Here is an 18,150-nt window from a genome sequence, read left to right on the forward strand (position 1 = left end):
GCAGGATTGCGGGCATGGCAACATGACGGTCGTCTCCCGGGAGGCGACCGTTTTTTTGTCCGCCTTGATCGACTGGGTGTCATTGCATCGTTTTATCGTCAACATGAACGAGGTGATCGTGAGCTTCCCCGATGCGTCCATCGACTATCGCCAACACCCCGAGTGCTACCGGATCGGCCACGGCGAGCGTGGCGTCTTTCATGTGCAGCCCTACAAGGACGAACTGCTTCCGCTGTGGGCGATTCGCAACGAGGCTGACGCCAAGCAGGCCATTACCGATATTCACGATCGCTACCTCGACTATCGTCGACAAGACGATTTCGCAGGCATGGACATGGCGCGCAAGTATCTTCAGATGGGTTACACCCGTGCGCGACGCTATGCGCGCTATCCGGGCGGGCGCAAGAAGGATGCTGACGGTCGTGCGCGTCAGCCCAGGAATGCCGATGCCGAAAAGGCACACATAGCCGAGCTTTACCGCGAGAGTCTGGATCGTGTGCGCGACGACGAGGTTTATCAGAACGCCAAGCGTGAGTATCAGCGTCGGCTGAGATCCGCCAAACGCTAATTCCATTGGATTCGAGCCATCACTTTTCGACAGGAGTCTTTCGTGCCAACGCTTGCTGCCATTCATCGTTATCCGATCAAATCCACCGCTGGCTCATCGCTGCAACGCGCGCGGGTCGAAGAAGAGGGACTGGTCGGCGATCGCCGCTTCATGGTGGTCAAGCCCGACGGGACCTTCCTCACGGCGCGCACGCATCCCGGGCTTCAGCTCGTACGTGCGCAATTCGATGGCGAGCGCCTGACCGTGACCCACGGCACGCTGCCGCCGGTGGACGTGGCTCGGCAAGAGTTTTCGGGACAGCCCTTCGACACCCAGGTGTGGGCCGACCCCTTCACGGCAACCACGACGCACGACTCTCTCGACGAGTGGTTCAGCGAGGCTGCCGGAGAACCCGCGCGGCTGCTATGGCTGGGCGATCGATCACCGCGCTACCGTGAGTCGATCGGCGTTCGGGTGAGCTTTGCCGATGGTTATCCGCTGTTGCTGATCTCCGAGGCGTCGCTGGAAGATCTCAATGTGCGTACCGATGGCACCCACGTGATGGCGCAGTTTCGGCCCAACCTCGTTGCGGCCGGCACCGAGCCCTACGCTGAGGATGGGTGGAAGCGCATTCGTGTCGGTGAGGTGACCTTTCGCGTCGACGCCCCCTGCGCACGCTGCGCCATGGTGACGGTCGATCCGGCGCGTGGTGAAAAGCGGATCGACAAGGAGCCGCTCAAGACGTTGGCGGGCTATCGCCGGGGTGAGAAAGGCAAGGTCTATTTTGGTCAGAACCTCGTCGCGGAAAATAGCGGAGAGATCGGCCTCGACGACCCGATCGAGGTGCTGGAATTCGCGCGCTGAAATGAACCGTCGATGAACGTTATCCGTGGGTAACGTTCACGCCCGGACGGGTAATGGCCTACTGCAAAACGGTTCATCTTCACGCAAGGTTGTCGTGCGTTCTGTTACATTAGATGTTATTAAATTTTTGATGTGTCCCGTGTCCGCCTTGTCCTTATGAACCCTGCTGTCATGCAGGGTTCATCTCCACAGCCGACGATTGTCGGAGCGCCCGGTTATTACGTTTCTTGACAGTCGGTAGCTGCCGCTCAAACACGATCAGCTCGTGATTTCGTGGCCACCTCGGTTTTTCCTGAATCAACATTCAATCACGTAGCCTTACAAAATTTGCAGCCAGCAAAGCGATTTTTGCTTGCCCGATCCTGGCCCCTCGCCTTACGACTTATAGCGAAGCCTGCGCCTTTCGTCTCATGCCCGATTTCTACCCCTCGATAGGCCAGGTGGAACTCATCAGAACCTTGTGTCGAAACCGACTGATATTTCCGGTCGCTCACAGACAAGGCTCATCGATCGTTACCGTACGGGAGTGCTGGATATGCAATTTTTCGACCGCCTGCTACTCGAGAATCGGGCCTGGGCCGACGACATGAAAGCTTCCGACCCGGAGGTCTTTCAGCGGCTCCACCAGGGGCAATCGCCATCGGCGTTGTGGATCGGCTGCTGCGATAGCCGAGTGCCGGCGGAACAGATCTGCAACGCCAAACCCGGAGAACTCTTCATCCATCGCAATATTGCCAATCTGGTGCATGAGGACGATGCCAACGTCTCGAGCGTGCTCGAGTACGCGATCAGTGCGTTGAAGGTGGATCACATCATCGTCTGCGGGCACCGTGGCTGCGGCGGCATCCAGGCGGCCGTGAGCGGCGGCGACGCGCTGCAGGCACTGCCTTATGTCGACAAGCATCTCGGGCAGGTCAAGCGTCTGGTTGCCGATCATGGGGTCGAGCTCGAGCGATTTTCACGGTTGAGTGAAAAGGTCGATCACGTGGTCGAGCTCAACGTGATCGCACAGGTCGAACGGCTCTCGGAGATGAAACTGGTCAAGGACAGCTGGGAAGCGCGTCATGCGCCGAGCCTGCACGGCTGGGTCTACGATCTGGCGAGCGGGCATCTGGACGAAGTGTGTCTTCATGAGGTCGGTGGGGCGCAGGGTGAACTTGCCGAGCAGAGCTGGCAGCGTGCGGCAGCCGGCTAAGAGCCTGCCCTCGATAAGAAACAAGTCACGCTTTTTACGCTGAGACTCATGGATCCGAGAATACGACAATGACGACATCGACACAGACACAAGCCGCGTCGGCGCTCCACGACAAGCCCGATACCTTCTCCTTTCGGCATCTTTCCCGGGATATTCCCGCCGGGATCGTCGTCTTTCTGGTGGCGATCCCGCTCTGCCTGGGGATCGCTCTGGCCTCCGGCGCGCCGCCCATCGCCGGACTGGTCGCCGGTATGGTCGGTGGGCTGGTGGTAACGATGTTCAGCGGCTCGTCGCTCAGCGTCAGTGGCCCCGCTGCTGGGCTGACGGTGATCGTGCTGGATGCGATCGAGCAACTTGGAAGTTTTGCCGCTTTCCTGATCGCAGTAATACTGGCCGGCGTACTGCAGCTTCTGATGGGCGTCTTCAAGTTGGGCCGGATCGGTGCCTTCGTGCCGACTTCGGTTATCAAGGGCATGCTGGCGGGGATCGGTTTGATTTTGGTGCTGGGGCAGTTCCCGATGGCACTGGGGCATCCACTGGACGACATGCCGGCGATCACCGATCCGGTAGCGTTGTTCAGTGATATTTCGCCGCTGGCGACCGTGATCGCGCTGTTCAGTCTGGGGCTGCTGGTGTTGTGGGAGCAGCCGATGATCAAGCGTCATCGTGCGTTGGCGCTAATTCCCGGCCCGCTGCTGGTGGTGCTCGGCAGCATCGCCATCGACCGTCTGGTCGGCGGTGCGATGCCTGGCTGGGCTCTGAGTGCCGGGCATCATATCGATCTTGGCGGCCTGTCCGGCCCGGCGGAACTGATCGGGCAGATGACCCATCCCGACATCGGCGCGCTAGCCAATCCGGCGGTCTATACGGTCGCCATCACCATCGCCATCATCGCCAGCCTCGAGACCCTGCTGAGTCTGGAGGCGATCGACAAGCTCGATCCGCTCAAACGCCACTCGCCGCCGCACCGAGAACTCAAGGCGCAGGGTGTCGGCAACATGATCTGCGGGCTGGTCGGCGCGCTGCCGGTCACGGCGGTGATCGTGCGCAGCTCCGCCAATGCCAACGCGGGCGGCCGTACACGCCTGTCGAGTTTGATTCACGGCAGTCTGCTACTGGTCAGCGTGGCGTTTCTGGCGATGTGGCTGGAGTTGATTCCGTTGGCGACCCTGGCGGCGATCCTGCTGCATACCGGCTACAAACTGGCCAAGCCGGGGCTGTTCATCGATCAATATCGCGAGGGTATGCGTCGCTTCATCCCGTTCACCGTCACGGTGATCACGATTCTGGCGACCGATTTGCTGATGGGCGTGCTGGTCGGGTTGGTGTGCAGTCTCTATTTCCTGCTGCAATCGGGTTACCGTTCCGCGATTGCCTGTACCCGCCGTGGCGACCACATGCTGCTCAAGTTCCAGCAGGACGTCTCGTTTCTCAACCGGGAAGAGATGCGCCAGTGTCTCGATGTCGTGCCGGACGACGGTGAGCTGATCATCGACGCCATCGGCGCCAACTACATCGATCCGGACATCCGCGAGGACATCGACCGCTTCGTCGACAACGCCTCGGCAAGGGGGATCGTGGTCGAGCTACGTGACGTCGAAGGAACCACTGGTACGTTCGGCGACGTCGGACCCTCGGGGATCGCCCGCGCCGTCTGAACGAGGCCTGAAGACGAGCTGAATGCTAACCGCCGCGTTCCCTCAGGACGCAGCGGTTGGCGTTGCCAGGTGACGGCGCTTCAGACCAGCGATTTGCGCAGATAGACCCGCTTGAGACCGAACTCTTCGGCGCGATGGGTCTCGACATAGCCGTAGCGCCGATAGATCGCCAGGTTCTCGTGCATCAGCTCCTGGGTGTAGAGCGTGATGTCGTCGAATCCATGCTCGCGAGCGCGGGCTTCTGCCGCCTGCATCAGCATCCTGCCGTAGCCTCGGCCCTGTGCAGCGGGAGAGACCGCCACGTTGTCCAGCAGCAGCGTGTCTGGCTTGGGAATCAGCACCATCAAGCCAACGATCTCGTCGTGATCCTGCAGTAGATTGATATAGCCGGCCTCGATATGGCGCGCATAGCGGCCCTCATCGATATCGCGCATTGGTCCAGGCATCCTGCCGATGCGGGCGACGTAATGATCGTAGGCGGCGGTAACCAGTGCCTCGACCGCCGTCAGGTCTTGGTTCTGGGCCAGGCGGATCATGCTCATCGGCTGGCCTCGCGGAAACGGGTGTCACAGTCGTCGGCACCCAGCTGCATTACCTCGCGTGGCGCGCCGTGATCATCGAGCAGGACCTGGCCGATCCCGGCGCGGTTCCACAGTCGCTCACCTTTCGACGCACGTTCGGGATAATAGGGGACCACCGCCATGCGCCGTCGCTTGGTGAGCCAGTTGAGCGGTGACCAGGGCGCGTATAGCCAGCGGTTGAGCCGATCGAACCAGTCGAGCAAGGTATCGGGGAAGGTGTTCTTGAGCCCGCTGCTGGTGATCTGCCACATCCGGGGACTGTTGCGTCGCTGGCGAATGGTGATCGCGTAGACGAAGGAGTAGTGGACGTCGCCGGAGAGAATCACGTAGCGCTGCGGTGTGCGGCTATGGCGCAGAATATTGAGCATGGTGTGTGCCGCACCGGGGTGGGCCATCCAGTTCTCCGCATCGACCAGCAGTGGCTTGCCGAACCAGGTGAACAGGCGCTGGATGCCCTCGATCAGCTTGACCCCGAAGACCGGGGCCGGAGAAACGATGATCACCGACGGCTCTTCGAGCAGCGCCTGCTGGAATTCACTTAATGCCTCCCAGTCCATCAGACCCGAGGGATGATGGCGATGGCGTTCGCTGCGCCAGCGTCGGGTACGTGTATCCAGCACCACCAGTCGAGGCGTCGAGTCGAGGGTATAGCTCCAGCCGGTAAAGCGGAGCAGTCGGGTCACGAGTTGATTGTGCGCCTGACAGTCGAGCCGGCCGTCGTCGCCGGCCGAGTCGAGCCACTCGCGGCTGGCATTCAATGGTTCGGTCAAGCCGTCGGGATCGTTGCCCCATCCCTGACATAACAGGTAAGCGATTAGCGCGTTACCCACGATCCGACGCGAAAACGGATGCTCGTGGACCGCGGCTTCCCAGGCGGCGGACAGATTCCAGTCGTCGGTGACGTCGTGATCGTCAAAGATCATCAGCGTGGGCAGATGAGCTAGCAGCCGCGCCACGCTCGGCAGTTCGGCGACGAAAGCGTCGATTTGTGGCTGCTGGTCTCCATAACGGTCCCGCTCCTCCGGAGTGAGTTCCGGCATTTCCACCGTCAGCAGCCGCCACGGTGTCGGCGACCACACCAGCAGATACATCGCCAGCAGCTCAGCGAAGGTGATCAGATGATTTTCCGCGCTGGCGGTGGTGAAGATCGGCTTGCGAACGCCGCCGAAGAATTTTTCGCGTAGCGCCTCGGTGGAGCGAATGGCCGGCAGCAATTCATCTCGTTGGTAGTATGTCTCGTCGCGGGCATAGAGCTCGCTGCCGCTGGCGATATCCGTGCCTTCCAGACATTCGTCGTAAAGCCCGAGGCGGGCGATCAGCGCATGAATGGCGGCCAGCATCGGCCCGGCAACGTCGTCGGCGTAGATCTGATCGCCGGTCATCAATAACGCTGCCGGACGGGCGTCGTGGTCAGCGTGGCGCTCGCTCAGCCAGCGGTCGGCACGTGCCAGGCCGTCCTGACCGGGATGATGCGGTTTGCGGCAGGAGCCATGGAGCAAATTGTCGTAACGCGAACGCAACACCAGCGTCGGCAGTGGCTCATCGTCGTAGAACAGCGACTCGCCCCAGTCTTTCATCGAGCGCCAGTCGACACTTTCCTTTTCGGCATTCTCCCGTTCGGCACTTTCGCACCCGGTGCTCTCCCGTTCGGAACTCAGGCGATAAGCAAGATCGTAGGCGATGATCGCGTCCTGGGGCAGGGCATCGTCCAGTTGCAGATCGATCAGGTGCAGGTGAGCGTGGGTGCCGACCGCGATGCGGGTCGTCGCCGCCTCCAGGTCATGGGGCCGAGCAACGTCATCGGTGATCAGTGTCAGTTGGAATTCGAGCGGGCGTGATGCGGCCAACCATAACACCAGTCGCTGCGGCGCGGCGCGGCGGAGTATCGGCCCGGCCAGGATGTCGGGGAGGTCGTCTGACAAGGTATCGTTCCTGAAAGCGTCTGTGGACTGCGCGCTGGCTGAAAATGGCGGTGCTCGCCGGTTTCAGGCAGAGCTTAAGCATACTTGAGTCGCGGCTTTCACCCACATACTCCTCGAGGACGATCGCCGTGCAGGCATTCAACGCCGGCGCTTGAGTGTCCTATCGATCACGTCCAGCCCCGGCGTGTACTGCCCTCTGGCCGCCTGCATGGCTCTCGTCAACGCCTGTTCGGCGACACGATCGTGATCCTGAGGGAGCGAGTTGACCTTGCACGGCAGGAAATCGAGCAGGCGGTCGTCGCCGAAAGTCGCCAGATGCAGTTTGGCCGGCGGCGCTCCATGCTCGAGCAATACATCGAGCAGCCCATCCATCAGCGTATAGGAAGCGGTGACGATGGCGTCCGGCAAACCGCCATCGCTCTGCAATCGACGCATCAGCGCAGCGCCGCTGTCACGATCGTAGCGTTCGCCGCTGAAGCAGCGCGGGTGATACTTTGGCTCGTCGCGCAAGGCATCCAGAAAACCCCGTCGACGCTCGGCGCTGATCGACAGATCCGGCACCGCGTCCAGCCACACCACGTCCGACACACCGGCGGCCAGCACCGAGCGTGTCAGCATCTCGCCGGCGGCGCGACCGTTGGTCACGATATTGACGAAACGCTCGGGGTCCAGCGGGCGATCGATGGCGATGATGGGCAGCCCCTGGGCCAATAAATCGGCATAGAAGGGGTCCTGGGGACTCAGACTGCTGGCGACCAGCAGTACATCGCAGCGCTGGGCGCGCAGCGACTTTGCGACGTCGCGCTCGCTCTGGGGATCGTCGTCGGAGCCGGCGATCAGCAATTGATAGCCCTGCTGGCGCGCGCCGTGCTCGAGCCGTTTGGCCAGGCGCGCGTAGCTGCCGTTTTCCAGATCCGGCACGATCAGGCCCAACGTACGGCTGTCGCCCCCGCGCAGCGCCGCCGCCTGGGCATCGATTCGGTAGTCATGGGCGTTGGCGATCGCCAGCACCCGTGCCACCGTGGCTTCGCTGATGCGGCGCGTCCTGGCCTGGCCGTTGAGTACGTAGCTCGCGGTGGTGCGAGAAACACCGGCCAGACGGGCGATATCGGCAAGCTTCATGCAAGACTCCTGCAACGTTCATGATCGACGGTGACGCATCCGCACGGCTTGGAACGATACCGCGTCGGGCTTTTCCGGCCCAGCCTGATTTTTACGGTCGACGATATCCGAGCTGGTCCGCGACGAAGAGCTTTGGCCAAGGTCTGCGCGAAGAGCTGCGGCGAAGGTCTAGCTTGTCAAATAGCGTACGAACAGGGAGCATGTTTATCATTTGAGGTGACACGATTCAGCAACAGCCAAGGTTCTGCTTCGCTTGGATTGTATCGGCCGCCTTGCCGAATCATGCTACGTGCATCGACTGACTCATTCGGAGAGAGTGTTATGTTGACCCTCCAGCCGCAGGACGCAGCGCTCAATTGCCAAGCCGACAGCTGGCAGAGTGCGCTGGATCAGGCTGCCGCTTCGCTGCATGAAGCCGGTCTGGTCGAGGCAAGTTATCGTGATGCTCTGCATGCCCGCGAGGGGCAGGGCTCGACCTTCCTGGGTAGTGGTATCGCCATTCCCCACGGCACGCCGGAGAGCCGCGAGCAGATCCATCGCACCGGCGTTCGACTGCTGCAGTTCCCCCAAGGCGTCACCTGGCACGATGGTAACAAGGTGTTCCTGCTGTTAACGATCGCCGCCGCCAGCGATGAACATCTGGACGTGCTGCGGCGGCTGACGCATGTGCTCGACGACGAGAGCGTTGCCGAGCGTCTCGCCAGCGCCGATACGGCCGAGGCAATGGTCGCGCTGCTCGCCAAGCCCAAGGTCAGGGCGCGCCTTGATGCCGGGACGCTGTGCCTGGGATTCCCGGCACGAGATCGATTCGAGCTGGCGTTGGCCGCCGCCGCGCGGCTGCGACAGGCCGAGTGCGTCGACGCGCGCTTCGTGGCCGCCATCACCGAACAGGAGCCGGTCTCTCTCGGTCAGGGCCTGTGGCTGGTGAGCGCGTCGCTTGGCGTCAGCCAGCCGGCGCTGGCACTGGCGACGCCGGAGCGAGCATTCAGCGGGCCGCGCGGTGCCGTCAACGGGGTGTTCTGCGTCGCGGCCCAGAATGATACCCACCATGAATTGCTGGGACGGCTGGCGAATCTGCTGGATAGCGGTGAGGGCGAGACGCTGGTCGATGCCGATGCCGATCACGTATTGGCACGACTGTCCGGCGAATCGAGCCGCGCCGAAACGGCCCGCGTGACGCTGCTCAACGCCCACGGCCTGCACGCCCGCCCTGCCAAGTTGTTGGTTCAGGCAGCCCGCGAGCAATCCCTGCCGGTACGCGTGCGTTTGATGGAAGGTGCAGCGGAGACCGTCTCCGCCGTCAGCCTGACCAAAGTGATCGGGCTTGGCGCTCGGCGCGGTCAGACGTTGATCTTCTCCGCCGAGGGCGGGGGGGCTGAGGTGGCCTTGGCAGCGATGGTCGACACCGTCAAAGCCGGACTCGGTGAATCCGTACGCCCGCTGTCGGACGGCGCCAGTGGCAGTTACGGCTCGCGAGCTGACGCCGCCCGCGAGACAGCGGGCGAAATGTCGAGCGAGGTGGCGCAGGAGCCCATCGCGGACGATACGGTACTGCCGGCCACCGCTGCTTCTCCGGGGTTGGCAATCGCGCCGGTCTTCGTGATGCGCGCGCCGAGCTTCGACTATCCCGAGCGGGCGCGGGACTTGGCATCGGAAAAGCAGGGCGACGCCGAGCGCCAGCGCGAGCGCCTGAGAGCGAGCCTGATCGAAGCGCGCGATCAGCTACGGGTGCTGATCGGCACCGCCAAGGGCGGTGATGTCTCCGAGATTCTTTCGATGCATGCCGAGATGCTCGACGACCCCGAGCTGCACGAGGCTGCTTTCGAAGGCATGCGTGAAGGCCTGAGCGCCGAAGCGGCGTGGTGGCAGGCGATCGACACCGCCGCGCGAGCTCAGGAAGCGCTGGCGGATAGGCTGCTGGCCGAGCGTGCCGCCGACCTGCGTGACGTGGGTCGCCGTGTGCTGGGTATACTCTGCGGCGTGAAAATGCCGACGCCACCGCAGCGCCCCTACATCCTGGTCACCGACGATATCGGCCCTTCCGACGTGGCGCGTCTCGATACCGCACAGGTGCGTGGGCTGCTGACCGCTCGTGGTGGTGCCACCTCGCACAGCGCAATTCTGGCCAGGGCATTGGGCATACCGGCGGTGGTGGGAGCCGGGACGCGAGCGCTGACGCTCGCCAACGACGACGAGTTGATTCTCGACGGCGATCTCGGCCGCGTGATCGTAAGGCCCAGTGCCGAACGCCGCGATCGCGCCCAGCTACGTCTCAAGGAGCTCGAGGCACTGCGCCGCGAAGCGCACGGACAGCGCTTCGAAGAGGGGCGCACGGCCGACGGCCGGCGTATCGAGGTCGCCGCCAATCTGGGTAATACCGCCCACGCCGCTGACGCCGTTGAACAGGGCGCCGAGGGCGTGGGGCTGTTGCGAACCGAATTCCTGTTCATGGCGCACCCGGCTGCCCCTGATCTGGAGACTCAGGTCGGTGAATATCGGCGCGCGTTCGACGCGCTCGACGGCCGCCCGCTGGTGGCACGCACGCTGGACGTCGGCGGCGACAAGCCGCTGCCTTACTGGCCGGTGGCGGCGGAAGACAATCCGTTTCTGGGCCTGCGTGGCATCCGGCTGGCACTGACTCGCCCTGAGGTGCTGGAAACCCAGCTGCGGGCACTGCTGACCGCCGCCGGCGATCGTCCGCTGCGGATCATGTTCCCGATGGTCAAGGACATCGACGAGTACCGTCAGGCCAAGGCGATCGTCGATCGACTCCAACAGGAGATCGGCGCGCCTGACGTCCAGGTCGGCGTGATGATCGAGATTCCTTCCGCCGCGCTGCTGGCACCGAGCCTGGCGGCGGAGGTCGATTTCTTCTCCATCGGTACTAACGATCTGACCCAGTACACTCTGGCGATCGACCGCGGTCACCCCGAGCTGTCATCGCAGGCGGACGGACTGCACCCGGCGGTACTGCGGCTGATCCAGATGACCGTGGATGCCGCCCACGCCGAGGGCAAGTGGGTCGGCGTCTGCGGCGAACTGGGTTCCGATGCCGCTGCAGTGCCGGTGCTGGTAGGGCTTGGCGTCGACGAGCTCTCGGTGTCGGTGCGGCAAGTGCCGATGGTCAAGGCCCGCCTGCGCGAGATCACTCAGGAGAGCGCCCGACTGCACGCGAAGACGGCGCTGGCCCAGGCCACCAGTCAGGCCGTGCGCGATGCGCTGGAGGCGTTGTAATGGCTCACTTGCTGGTGGTGACGCTCAATCCGGCACTCGATCTGTCGATTCAATTGCCGCAGCTCGAGCCGGGCGCGGTCAATCGCACCCGCTCGACCCACCTCGCGGCGGCCGGCAAGGGGCTCAATGTGGCGCAGGTGCTGGTCTCGCTGGGCCACCGCGTCACGTTGTCCGGTTTTCTGGGGGCTGACAACGACACGGCATTCGTCCAGGCCTGTCAGCGTGACGGGATCGAAGATGCCAGCCTGCGTCTGTCCGGCGAGACCCGGATCAACGCCAAGCTGGCTGAAGATGACGGGCGGGTGACCGACGTCAATGGCCCCGGTCTCGAGGTTTCCGCCGAGGCACTGGCCGAGTTGACGGCCGATCTGGTCGCGCGCTGTGAAACCGAGCATCCGTCCGCCGTCGTGGTCACCGGCAGTCTGCCTCCGGGCGTGATGCCAGCGGCGCTGGCGGCGCTGATCGAGGCGCTCAAGGCCAGCGGCACTCCGGTCTGGATCGATACCAGCGGGCCGGCGTTGGCGGCGGCATTGGCAGTACACCCTAGTGCAGCCAAGCCCAACGAGCAGGAGCTGGCCGACTGGGCCGGCGGCCCGCTGACGGAGCCGGTTGCTCAGCTCGACGCTGCCCGGCGTCTTCACGCAGCCGGCGTCGAGGAGTCGATCCTGTCGCTGGGTGCCGAGGGCGTGCTGTGGATCAGTCGGCGTGGAGAGTGGCGCTCCCTCCCGCCCCGAGTCGAAGTCAGAAGTACGGTAGGCGCCGGCGATACGTTGCTGGCCGCGATGCTGCACGGGGTGGTCGAGGGGCTCGAGCCGCAGGAGGCATTGCGCCAGGCGACCGCCTTGGCGGCCGAAGCGGTGCGCCACGTTGGCGTCGGTAATCCGCACGCCGGAGATTTCCAGCAATTACTGCAACAGACGAGCGTCGATCGCTGCGGCGAAGCGCGCGTCGGGAGGGGGGTATGAACGGGGAGCGCATGAACGGGGAACGCATGAACGTCATTCTGATTACTGACTGCCCCAGCGGCATGGCGACGACCTTCCTGGCCGCAAGACGTCTGGAGCAGGCCGCGCAGCGACGAGGTTGGCAGTCCCAGACCGAGATGCACGGCGAACTTGAAGCCGTCACGCCGGTCTCCAGTGAGGTGATCGCCGCGTCGGATCTGATCGTCGTGGCCGCGGAACGAGTGCCGGAGCCAGCACGCTTTGTCGGTAAACGGCTCTTTCGCGCACCGATCCAGCAGGCTTTACCCGATCCCGAGGCGTTTCTCGAACGCGCCGCCCGCGAAGCGGTAGCGTTCGACATCACCAACGAGCCGGTAGATGCACCGGTGGCGATGGCGACAGTCGATAAACCGGGGCCGAAACATATCGTCGCGGTAACCGCTTGTCCGACCGGTGTCGCGCACACCTTCATGGCTGCCGAGGCGCTGGAGCAGGCCGGGCGGGCGCTGGGGCATCAAATTCATGTCGAGACGCAAGGATCGGTCGGCGCGCAGAATCGGATCGGCGAGGCGGATATCGAGGCGGCCGACATCGTGCTGCTGGCCTGCGATATCGAAGTCGACGACGCGCGCTTTGCGGGCAAGCGGGTCTACCGGACTTCCACCGGTACTGCGCTCAAGCAGCCGCAGCAGACGATCCAGAGAGCGCTCGGCGAGGCAGAGGTGGAGTCGGCTGGTAGCGAGGAGAGCAGCGGCGGCGAGCGCAAGAGCGGCGGATCCCATAAAAGCGCTAAAGAGCGCGGGTTCTACAAGCATTTGCTGACCGGTGTCTCGTTCATGCTGCCGATGGTGGTGGCGGGTGGTCTGTGCATCGCGCTCTCGTTCGTGTTCGGAATCAAGGCCTACGAGCAGGAAGGCACGCTGGCGGCGGCACTGATGCAGATCGGCGGCGGCACGGCCTTCGCGCTGATGGTGCCGGTATTGGCGGGCTATATCGCTTATTCCATTGCCGATCGGCCGGGTATCGCCCCGGGGATGATCGGCGGGATGCTCGCGTCGACATTGGGAGCCGGCTTCATCGGCGGGATTCTGGCCGGCTTTCTGGCCGGGTACTCGGCCATGGCGGTGATCCGCTACGTCAAACTGCCGGCCAGCGTGGAGTCGCTGAAGCCGATCCTGATCATTCCGCTGCTGGCGAGCCTGTTCACCGGGTTGGTGATGATCTATGTGGTGGGCACGCCGGTAGCGGCGCTGTTGTCGGCACTGACGGCGTTTCTCAACAACATGGGATCGACCAACGCGGTACTGCTGGGGGTACTGCTGGGTGCGATGATGTGTTTCGACCTTGGCGGTCCGGTCAACAAGGCGGCTTATACCTTCGGCGTGGGGCTGCTCTCGACCGAGACCTACATGCCGATGGCGGCGATCATGGCCGCCGGTATGGTGCCGCCCATCGGCATGGGGTTGGCCACGTTTTTGAGACGCAGCCGTTTTGCGCAAGCCGAGCGCGAGGCGGGCAAGGCATCGTTCGTGCTGGGACTCTGCTTCATCAGCGAGGGGGCGATTCCGTTTGCCGCCAAGGATCCGCTGCGCGTGATTCCGGTATCGATGATCGGTGGCGCGGTGACCGGGGCGCTATCGATGTGGTTCGGCGTCAAGCTGATGGCGCCGCACGGTGGCCTGTTCGTATTGCTGATTCCGAACGCCGTCAATATGGCGCTGCTCTATCTGCTGGCCATCGCGGCCGGTGCGGCGATCACGGGCGTCGGCTACGCCTTGCTCAAGCGTGGCGAGTCAGGTGTGACACCGGCCCCAGATATCACGACCGAACCCGCTAAAGCACCATCCGCACCTGCCGAAGCCAATCGTCAGATGTCCTGATTCGCGCGCGTCGGTATCGCGCCCTACGCTCTCTTGACAGCAGCGGGTTAACAAGAGCGGGTTGGTAATGACGGGTTGGCAACGATTCGATCGTTGCCAACCGTTTACGTTTATTCGATCCCGTCGTCATGACCAATATCAGCGGCCAACCGGAGATATACGATGAAGATCCACTGGCAGGGCGACCGTCTGGTCGTCGCCGAGGGTGATATCACTCGTTTCGAGGGCGATGCCATTGTCAACGCCGCCAACAAGAGTCTACAAGGTGGAGGTGGCGTCGATGGGGCGATCCATCGGGCAGCGGGCCCGGAACTTCTCGAGGCGTGTCGCGAGTTGCGGCGCACGACATTGCCGGATGGACTGCCCGCGGGAGAAGTCGTCTTGACGCCGGGTTTTCGACTTCCGGCATCTCATGTGATCCATACGGTAGGCCCCGTCTTCGCAACGTCGGAAGATCGTTCCTCACAGCTGGCTGATTGCTACCGCAAGGCGTTGCAGTTGGCGGGACAACACCGATTCACGCGGCTGGCATTCCCGGCCATCTCGACTGGCATCTACGGTTATCCGGCCGATGCGGCGGCGAAAATCGTGGCCACCGTGATGCGCGAGACGCTACCCGAGTTTCCCGAGCTCACGGTGACGTTGATGTTCTTCTCCAAGGCGGATGCCGATGGATTCCTCAAAAACGCCTCCCTTCCCGTCTAGATGACCATCGCCCTCGAAAGCGGTCGCGGCGATATGCCTTGGTGGTCGTTTCCGAGTGCGACGCTCGACGTCATTCTTCAGGCTGATACTTGTAACCGACGCCGTAGACGGAGCGAATGATGTCTCGCTCGGGCCAGATATCGGCGATCTTGCGCCTGAGCTTCTTGACGTGACTGTCGACGGTGCGTTCGGAGACGATGCGATGATCGCGATACATGTGATCCATCAATTGATCGCGGGAAAATATCCGGCCCGGACTGTGCATCATCACTTTCAGAAGCTGAAACTCGACAGCGGTGAGATTCAGGTCCTCGCTGCCTGCCATGGCGCGCCAGCCATCCTCGTCCAGCGTCAGCCGGTCCGCTGCTGAGGCACTTTTTTCGTCCGCACCGGCAAGGCCCTGACTGCGGCGCAGCACCGCCTTGACGCGGGCTACCACTTCGCGGGGACTGAAGGGCTTACAGATATAGTCATCGGCGCCCAGTTCGAGCCCCAACAGACGATCGACCTCTTCGACACGAGCGGTCAGCATGATCACCGGTATCGTGGGGAACCGTTCGCGGATCTGGCGACATAGCGTGAGGCCATCGGTACCAGGCAGCATCAGATCCAGCAGTATCAGCATCGGCTGGTTCTCTTCCAGCCACTCCATCACGGCATTGCCGTGATCGATGTGATCCGAGGCGTAGCCGCTCTTCGATAGATAGTCGGCGACCAGGCGCGCGATCTTGGGTTCATCTTCGACGATCAGAATGGGGTCGTTCATCAAGCCGGCTCCAGGTCAGTTGGCATGACTGCCGTATTTATCGGGTCGTTCCTTGGTTCGATCTCGGACGCGCTCGTCGGAGCGTTCCTGGGCAAGCCCCGGAAACGATTCGGCTCCCACGTCGGCCGGTACGTTGTCGGGAAGATCCAGCGGGAAGGTCAACGTCCAACGCAGGCCGCTCAGCGATGAGGTAGACGGGATCAGAGTGCCGCCTTGAGCCTCGATCAGCGCGCGGGCGATCGATAGACCCAGGCCGCTCCCCCCGCTCCGACGATTGCGCGATCCCTCGACTCGGTAGAGGCGCTCGGTAAGGCGGGGGAGTTCGTCGTCAGACACGCCCGGCGCCGTATCTTCCCAGGTGACTTCCGCTCGATTGTCATGGCGTTTCAGCGTGACTCGCAGCGTGCCGGGGCTGTCGGTGTAGGCAATGGTGTTGGACAGCAGATTGTCCCAGAGCTGGCGGAGCCGCTGATTGTCGGCACGCACCCACAGTGATTCAGTTTCCAGCTGCAGGGAAAGCCCGTGGCCTTCCAGACGCGCCTGGCTGTCGTCGAGCCGCTGTTCCAGCGACTCCTTGAGATCCACCGGAACGAGATGCATATCCAGCGCGCCAGCGTCGCTCTGGGCCAACAGGCGCAGATCCTCGACCAGATGACCGAGCTGATCGACTTCCTGCTGCAACGATCCGAGGTTATCCGCCGACAGCGGTCTCACGCCGTCCTGCATGGCCTCGATTTCGCCGCGCAGCACCGCCAGCGGCGTGCGCAGTTCATGAGCGATATCGGCGACCCAGCGCTGGCGGGCGCGGCGATTGGCCTCGAGCGTCTCGGCAAGCTGATTGAAGTCCGCGGAGAGACGGGAGAGCTCGTCGCGGCCGCGTTCGGAAAGGCGCACGCTGTAATCCCCGAGGGTCAAGCGGCGAGTGGCCAGGGTCATGAGACGGGCGCGGCGACCCAGCCACCAGGCCAGTCCGCCCGCCAGCAGCAGCGAGGTGAGGAACAGCGAGCCGACGATGATGGTCAGATTGCGCTGCTGACGCTCGAGAAAGATCTGATCCATGCGCGCCATCAGCCGCTCCGGCGGGAGGTAGCCCAACTGACCGACCAGCTTGTCGCCACTGCGGATCGGCACGAAGTGCGGTTCCGGCGGGGGAGGCATATCCAGATCGAGGTCCTGGGGGGGCGGCTTGAGCAGCGGCTCGCCGATGACCGGGTTGCTCAGTTCATCGAGCAGCACGTAACCGCGCGCATCGGAAAACTGGCGGTCGATTCCGCTGGGGGGACGTCTCTCGCTCGACCAGAGCTGGCTGCGGACCAGGCTTTGCCAGGCGCGGGGGTTATCGCGTAGCCACTGCCAGCTGCCGCGCTGAGTCCACTGTTCGCCCAGCGCGTTGGCCAGCGTCTCGGCACGCGTCGACTGGCTGCGTTCGAGATAGTTGACGAAACCTTCGTCCAGACTGCGCGAGACGAACACGAATACCAGCCCGCTGATCAGCACATTGGTGATCAGAATGATGGCGAAGAGCTTGATGCTGAGACGTGATAGTCGTGGCCAGTCACGTCGGCTGCTGAGCGATAAAGACATGGGGCTTGGCTTTTTCACGGGTGGCATCGATCTCTAGAGTGTGGTGCAAGGCGAGGCAACGACGGTTCAGGCAATAGGCAAACATTGTGGAGATTGCCGCACCGGCTGTCGGCTTTCCAGCAACGGATGGTGCGGGGAGCGAATGCACAGACGGACATCAGGATGATCAGCACTTGTCGGCGCGGGAAATCCAACGATCGCCCCAGCAGAAGTCAGCCGCCCAATGGGGCTGGTCGGTCGCGTCGAAGGTCGCCCACATCTCACCGAAAGTGCGACCAGTGATCGGGTGTCGATGAGAGGGCAGCAGTTCGGCCAGTGGGTGGAGTACGAAGGCGTAGCGAGTGATGTCCTCGCGCGGCAGACGGGCTTCGCCGTGACATCCGACGACATCGCCCCATAACAGCACGTCGATATCCAGCGTCCGGGCAATGAACTTGGCAGGCCCTGGTGGGCGGCCGTTATCCCGTTCGATGCGTTTGCAGTGGTCGGTAATGGCGCTCGGCGACAGCTCGGTGTCGAACGCTACGATCAGATTATAGAACGGTCGATCGTCGTCGAAGCCGACTGCCGGGCTTTCGAAGACCCGGGAACATCGCAGCGATTCCTTGCCGGCGAGTTCCGTCAGTGCATCCAGTGCACGACATAGATGTCGCTGACGCTGGATATTGCTGCCCAATCCGAGAACGACCAGAGCCATCAATCGACACTGCGTTCGATACGCACGCCCACAGTGCGCGCGGCTGCCACAGCGCCCGGTTTGCGGACGGTCACGCGCAGCTGGCGGATGCCGAATTCATCGATCAGTATCGCCGCCACGCGTTCGGCGAAGGTCTCGACCAGGCCGTGGGCATTGGTATCGGCGTAGGTCGTCAGGCGCTGGCAGATGGCAGCGTAGTCCAGCGTCTTGGTGAGGTCGTCCTCTCGAGCGGCGGGGCGGATGTCGGTGCCCAGCTCCAGGTCAAGCTCCAGGCGCTGGCGCACCGTACGCTCCCAGTCGTAGACGCCGATCACTGTCTCCAGGTTCAAGCCCTCGATCAATATCTGATCCACGCAATGTCCTCGTCAGCAGCGGGTCTTATTGGCGGCCGGTCTTGTCGGCAATGAGACGTGTCGATCGAGGCCCCGGCCAAGGTGGCGTCGATTGTACG

Annotated in this window: 15 protein-coding genes; 8 read left to right on the forward strand and 7 right to left on the reverse strand. The window is 63.0% G+C overall.

What is annotated here, in order from left to right:
* Positions 1-22 precede the first annotated feature (22 nt).
* The 4 genes from DOM27_RS06495 to DOM27_RS06510 all read left to right on the forward strand — a co-directional run bounded on the left by DOM27_RS06495 (position 23) and on the right by DOM27_RS06510 (position 4,264).
* Positions 23-568, forward strand: coding sequence for a DUF4385 family protein (locus DOM27_RS06495; protein WP_245392622.1), 546 nt, complete (start codon positions 23-25; stop codon positions 566-568).
* Positions 569-610: 42 nt separating this feature from the next.
* The gene (locus tag DOM27_RS06500) at positions 611-1,411 is read left to right on the forward strand and encodes an MOSC domain-containing protein (protein ID WP_110655257.1); all 801 of its coding nucleotides are present in this window, start codon (positions 611-613) and stop codon (positions 1,409-1,411) included.
* Between the two features lie 535 nt (positions 1,412-1,946).
* Positions 1,947-2,606: a carbonic anhydrase gene (locus tag DOM27_RS06505; protein WP_110655258.1), complete on the forward strand. Its 660-nt coding sequence runs from the start codon at positions 1,947-1,949 to the stop codon at positions 2,604-2,606.
* A 68-nt stretch (positions 2,607-2,674) separates the two neighbouring features.
* A complete protein-coding gene (locus tag DOM27_RS06510) occupies positions 2,675-4,264 on the forward strand; it encodes a SulP family inorganic anion transporter (protein ID WP_110655259.1) in 1,590 nt (529 codons plus the stop codon).
* An 80-nt stretch (positions 4,265-4,344) separates the two neighbouring features.
* Here DOM27_RS06510 and DOM27_RS06515 read toward each other — a convergent pair whose 3' ends face one another.
* The 3 genes from DOM27_RS06515 to cra all read right to left on the reverse strand — a co-directional run bounded on the left by DOM27_RS06515 (position 4,345) and on the right by cra (position 7,889).
* Complete coding sequence (locus DOM27_RS06515) at positions 4,345-4,806, reverse strand: GNAT family N-acetyltransferase (protein ID WP_223162301.1); 462 nt, start codon at positions 4,804-4,806, stop codon at positions 4,345-4,347.
* A complete protein-coding gene (locus DOM27_RS06520) occupies positions 4,803-6,767 on the reverse strand; it encodes an alkaline phosphatase D family protein (protein WP_110655260.1) in 1,965 nt (654 codons plus the stop codon). The genes DOM27_RS06515 and DOM27_RS06520 overlap by 4 nt, the downstream gene beginning before the upstream one ends.
* 138 nt (positions 6,768-6,905) lie before the next feature.
* The gene (gene cra / locus DOM27_RS06525) at positions 6,906-7,889 is read right to left on the reverse strand and encodes a catabolite repressor/activator (protein ID WP_110655261.1); all 984 of its coding nucleotides are present in this window, start codon (positions 7,887-7,889) and stop codon (positions 6,906-6,908) included.
* Positions 7,890-8,210: 321 nt separating this feature from the next.
* Here cra and ptsP point away from each other — a divergent pair, with 321 nt between their 5' ends.
* The 4 genes from ptsP to DOM27_RS06545 all read left to right on the forward strand — a co-directional run bounded on the left by ptsP (position 8,211) and on the right by DOM27_RS06545 (position 14,652).
* Positions 8,211-11,123, forward strand: a complete 2,913-nt coding sequence (gene ptsP / locus DOM27_RS06530; protein WP_110655262.1) for a phosphoenolpyruvate--protein phosphotransferase — start codon at positions 8,211-8,213, stop codon at positions 11,121-11,123.
* On the forward strand, positions 11,123-12,088 hold the full coding sequence (gene pfkB, locus DOM27_RS06535; RefSeq protein WP_110655263.1) for a 1-phosphofructokinase: 966 nt from the start codon (positions 11,123-11,125) through the stop codon (positions 12,086-12,088). The genes ptsP and pfkB overlap by 1 nt, the downstream gene beginning before the upstream one ends.
* 26 nt (positions 12,089-12,114) lie before the next feature.
* Positions 12,115-13,947 (forward strand): PTS fructose-like transporter subunit IIB, encoded by a 1,833-nt coding sequence (locus DOM27_RS06540; protein WP_110656365.1) that lies wholly within the window; start codon positions 12,115-12,117, stop codon positions 13,945-13,947.
* A gap of 162 nt (positions 13,948-14,109) precedes the next feature.
* Positions 14,110-14,652: an O-acetyl-ADP-ribose deacetylase gene (locus DOM27_RS06545; RefSeq protein ID WP_110655264.1), complete on the forward strand. Its 543-nt coding sequence runs from the start codon at positions 14,110-14,112 to the stop codon at positions 14,650-14,652.
* A 70-nt stretch (positions 14,653-14,722) separates the two neighbouring features.
* On the opposite strand, the gene DOM27_RS06550 is transcribed toward DOM27_RS06545, so the two are convergent.
* From DOM27_RS06550 to folB, 4 genes are all read right to left on the reverse strand, one after another.
* Entirely contained in the window at positions 14,723-15,418 is a 696-nt protein-coding gene (locus tag DOM27_RS06550; protein WP_110655265.1) for a response regulator, read from the reverse strand.
* A gap of 15 nt (positions 15,419-15,433) precedes the next feature.
* Positions 15,434-17,002, reverse strand: coding sequence for an ATP-binding protein (locus tag DOM27_RS06555; RefSeq protein WP_110655266.1), 1,569 nt, complete (start codon positions 17,000-17,002; stop codon positions 15,434-15,436).
* Positions 17,003-17,168: 166 nt separating this feature from the next.
* The gene (folK, locus tag DOM27_RS06560; protein ID WP_110655267.1) at positions 17,169-17,699 is read right to left on the reverse strand and encodes a 2-amino-4-hydroxy-6-hydroxymethyldihydropteridine diphosphokinase; all 531 of its coding nucleotides are present in this window, start codon (positions 17,697-17,699) and stop codon (positions 17,169-17,171) included.
* Entirely contained in the window at positions 17,699-18,052 is a 354-nt protein-coding gene (gene folB, locus DOM27_RS06565) for a dihydroneopterin aldolase (protein ID WP_110655268.1), read from the reverse strand. The genes folK and folB overlap by 1 nt, the downstream gene beginning before the upstream one ends.
* Positions 18,053-18,150 lie beyond the last annotated feature (98 nt).

Origin of the sequence: Salinicola halimionae, from assembly GCF_003206065.1 — a bacterium.
In the GTDB taxonomy this organism is placed as follows: domain Bacteria; phylum Pseudomonadota; class Gammaproteobacteria; order Pseudomonadales; family Halomonadaceae; genus Salinicola; species Salinicola halimionae.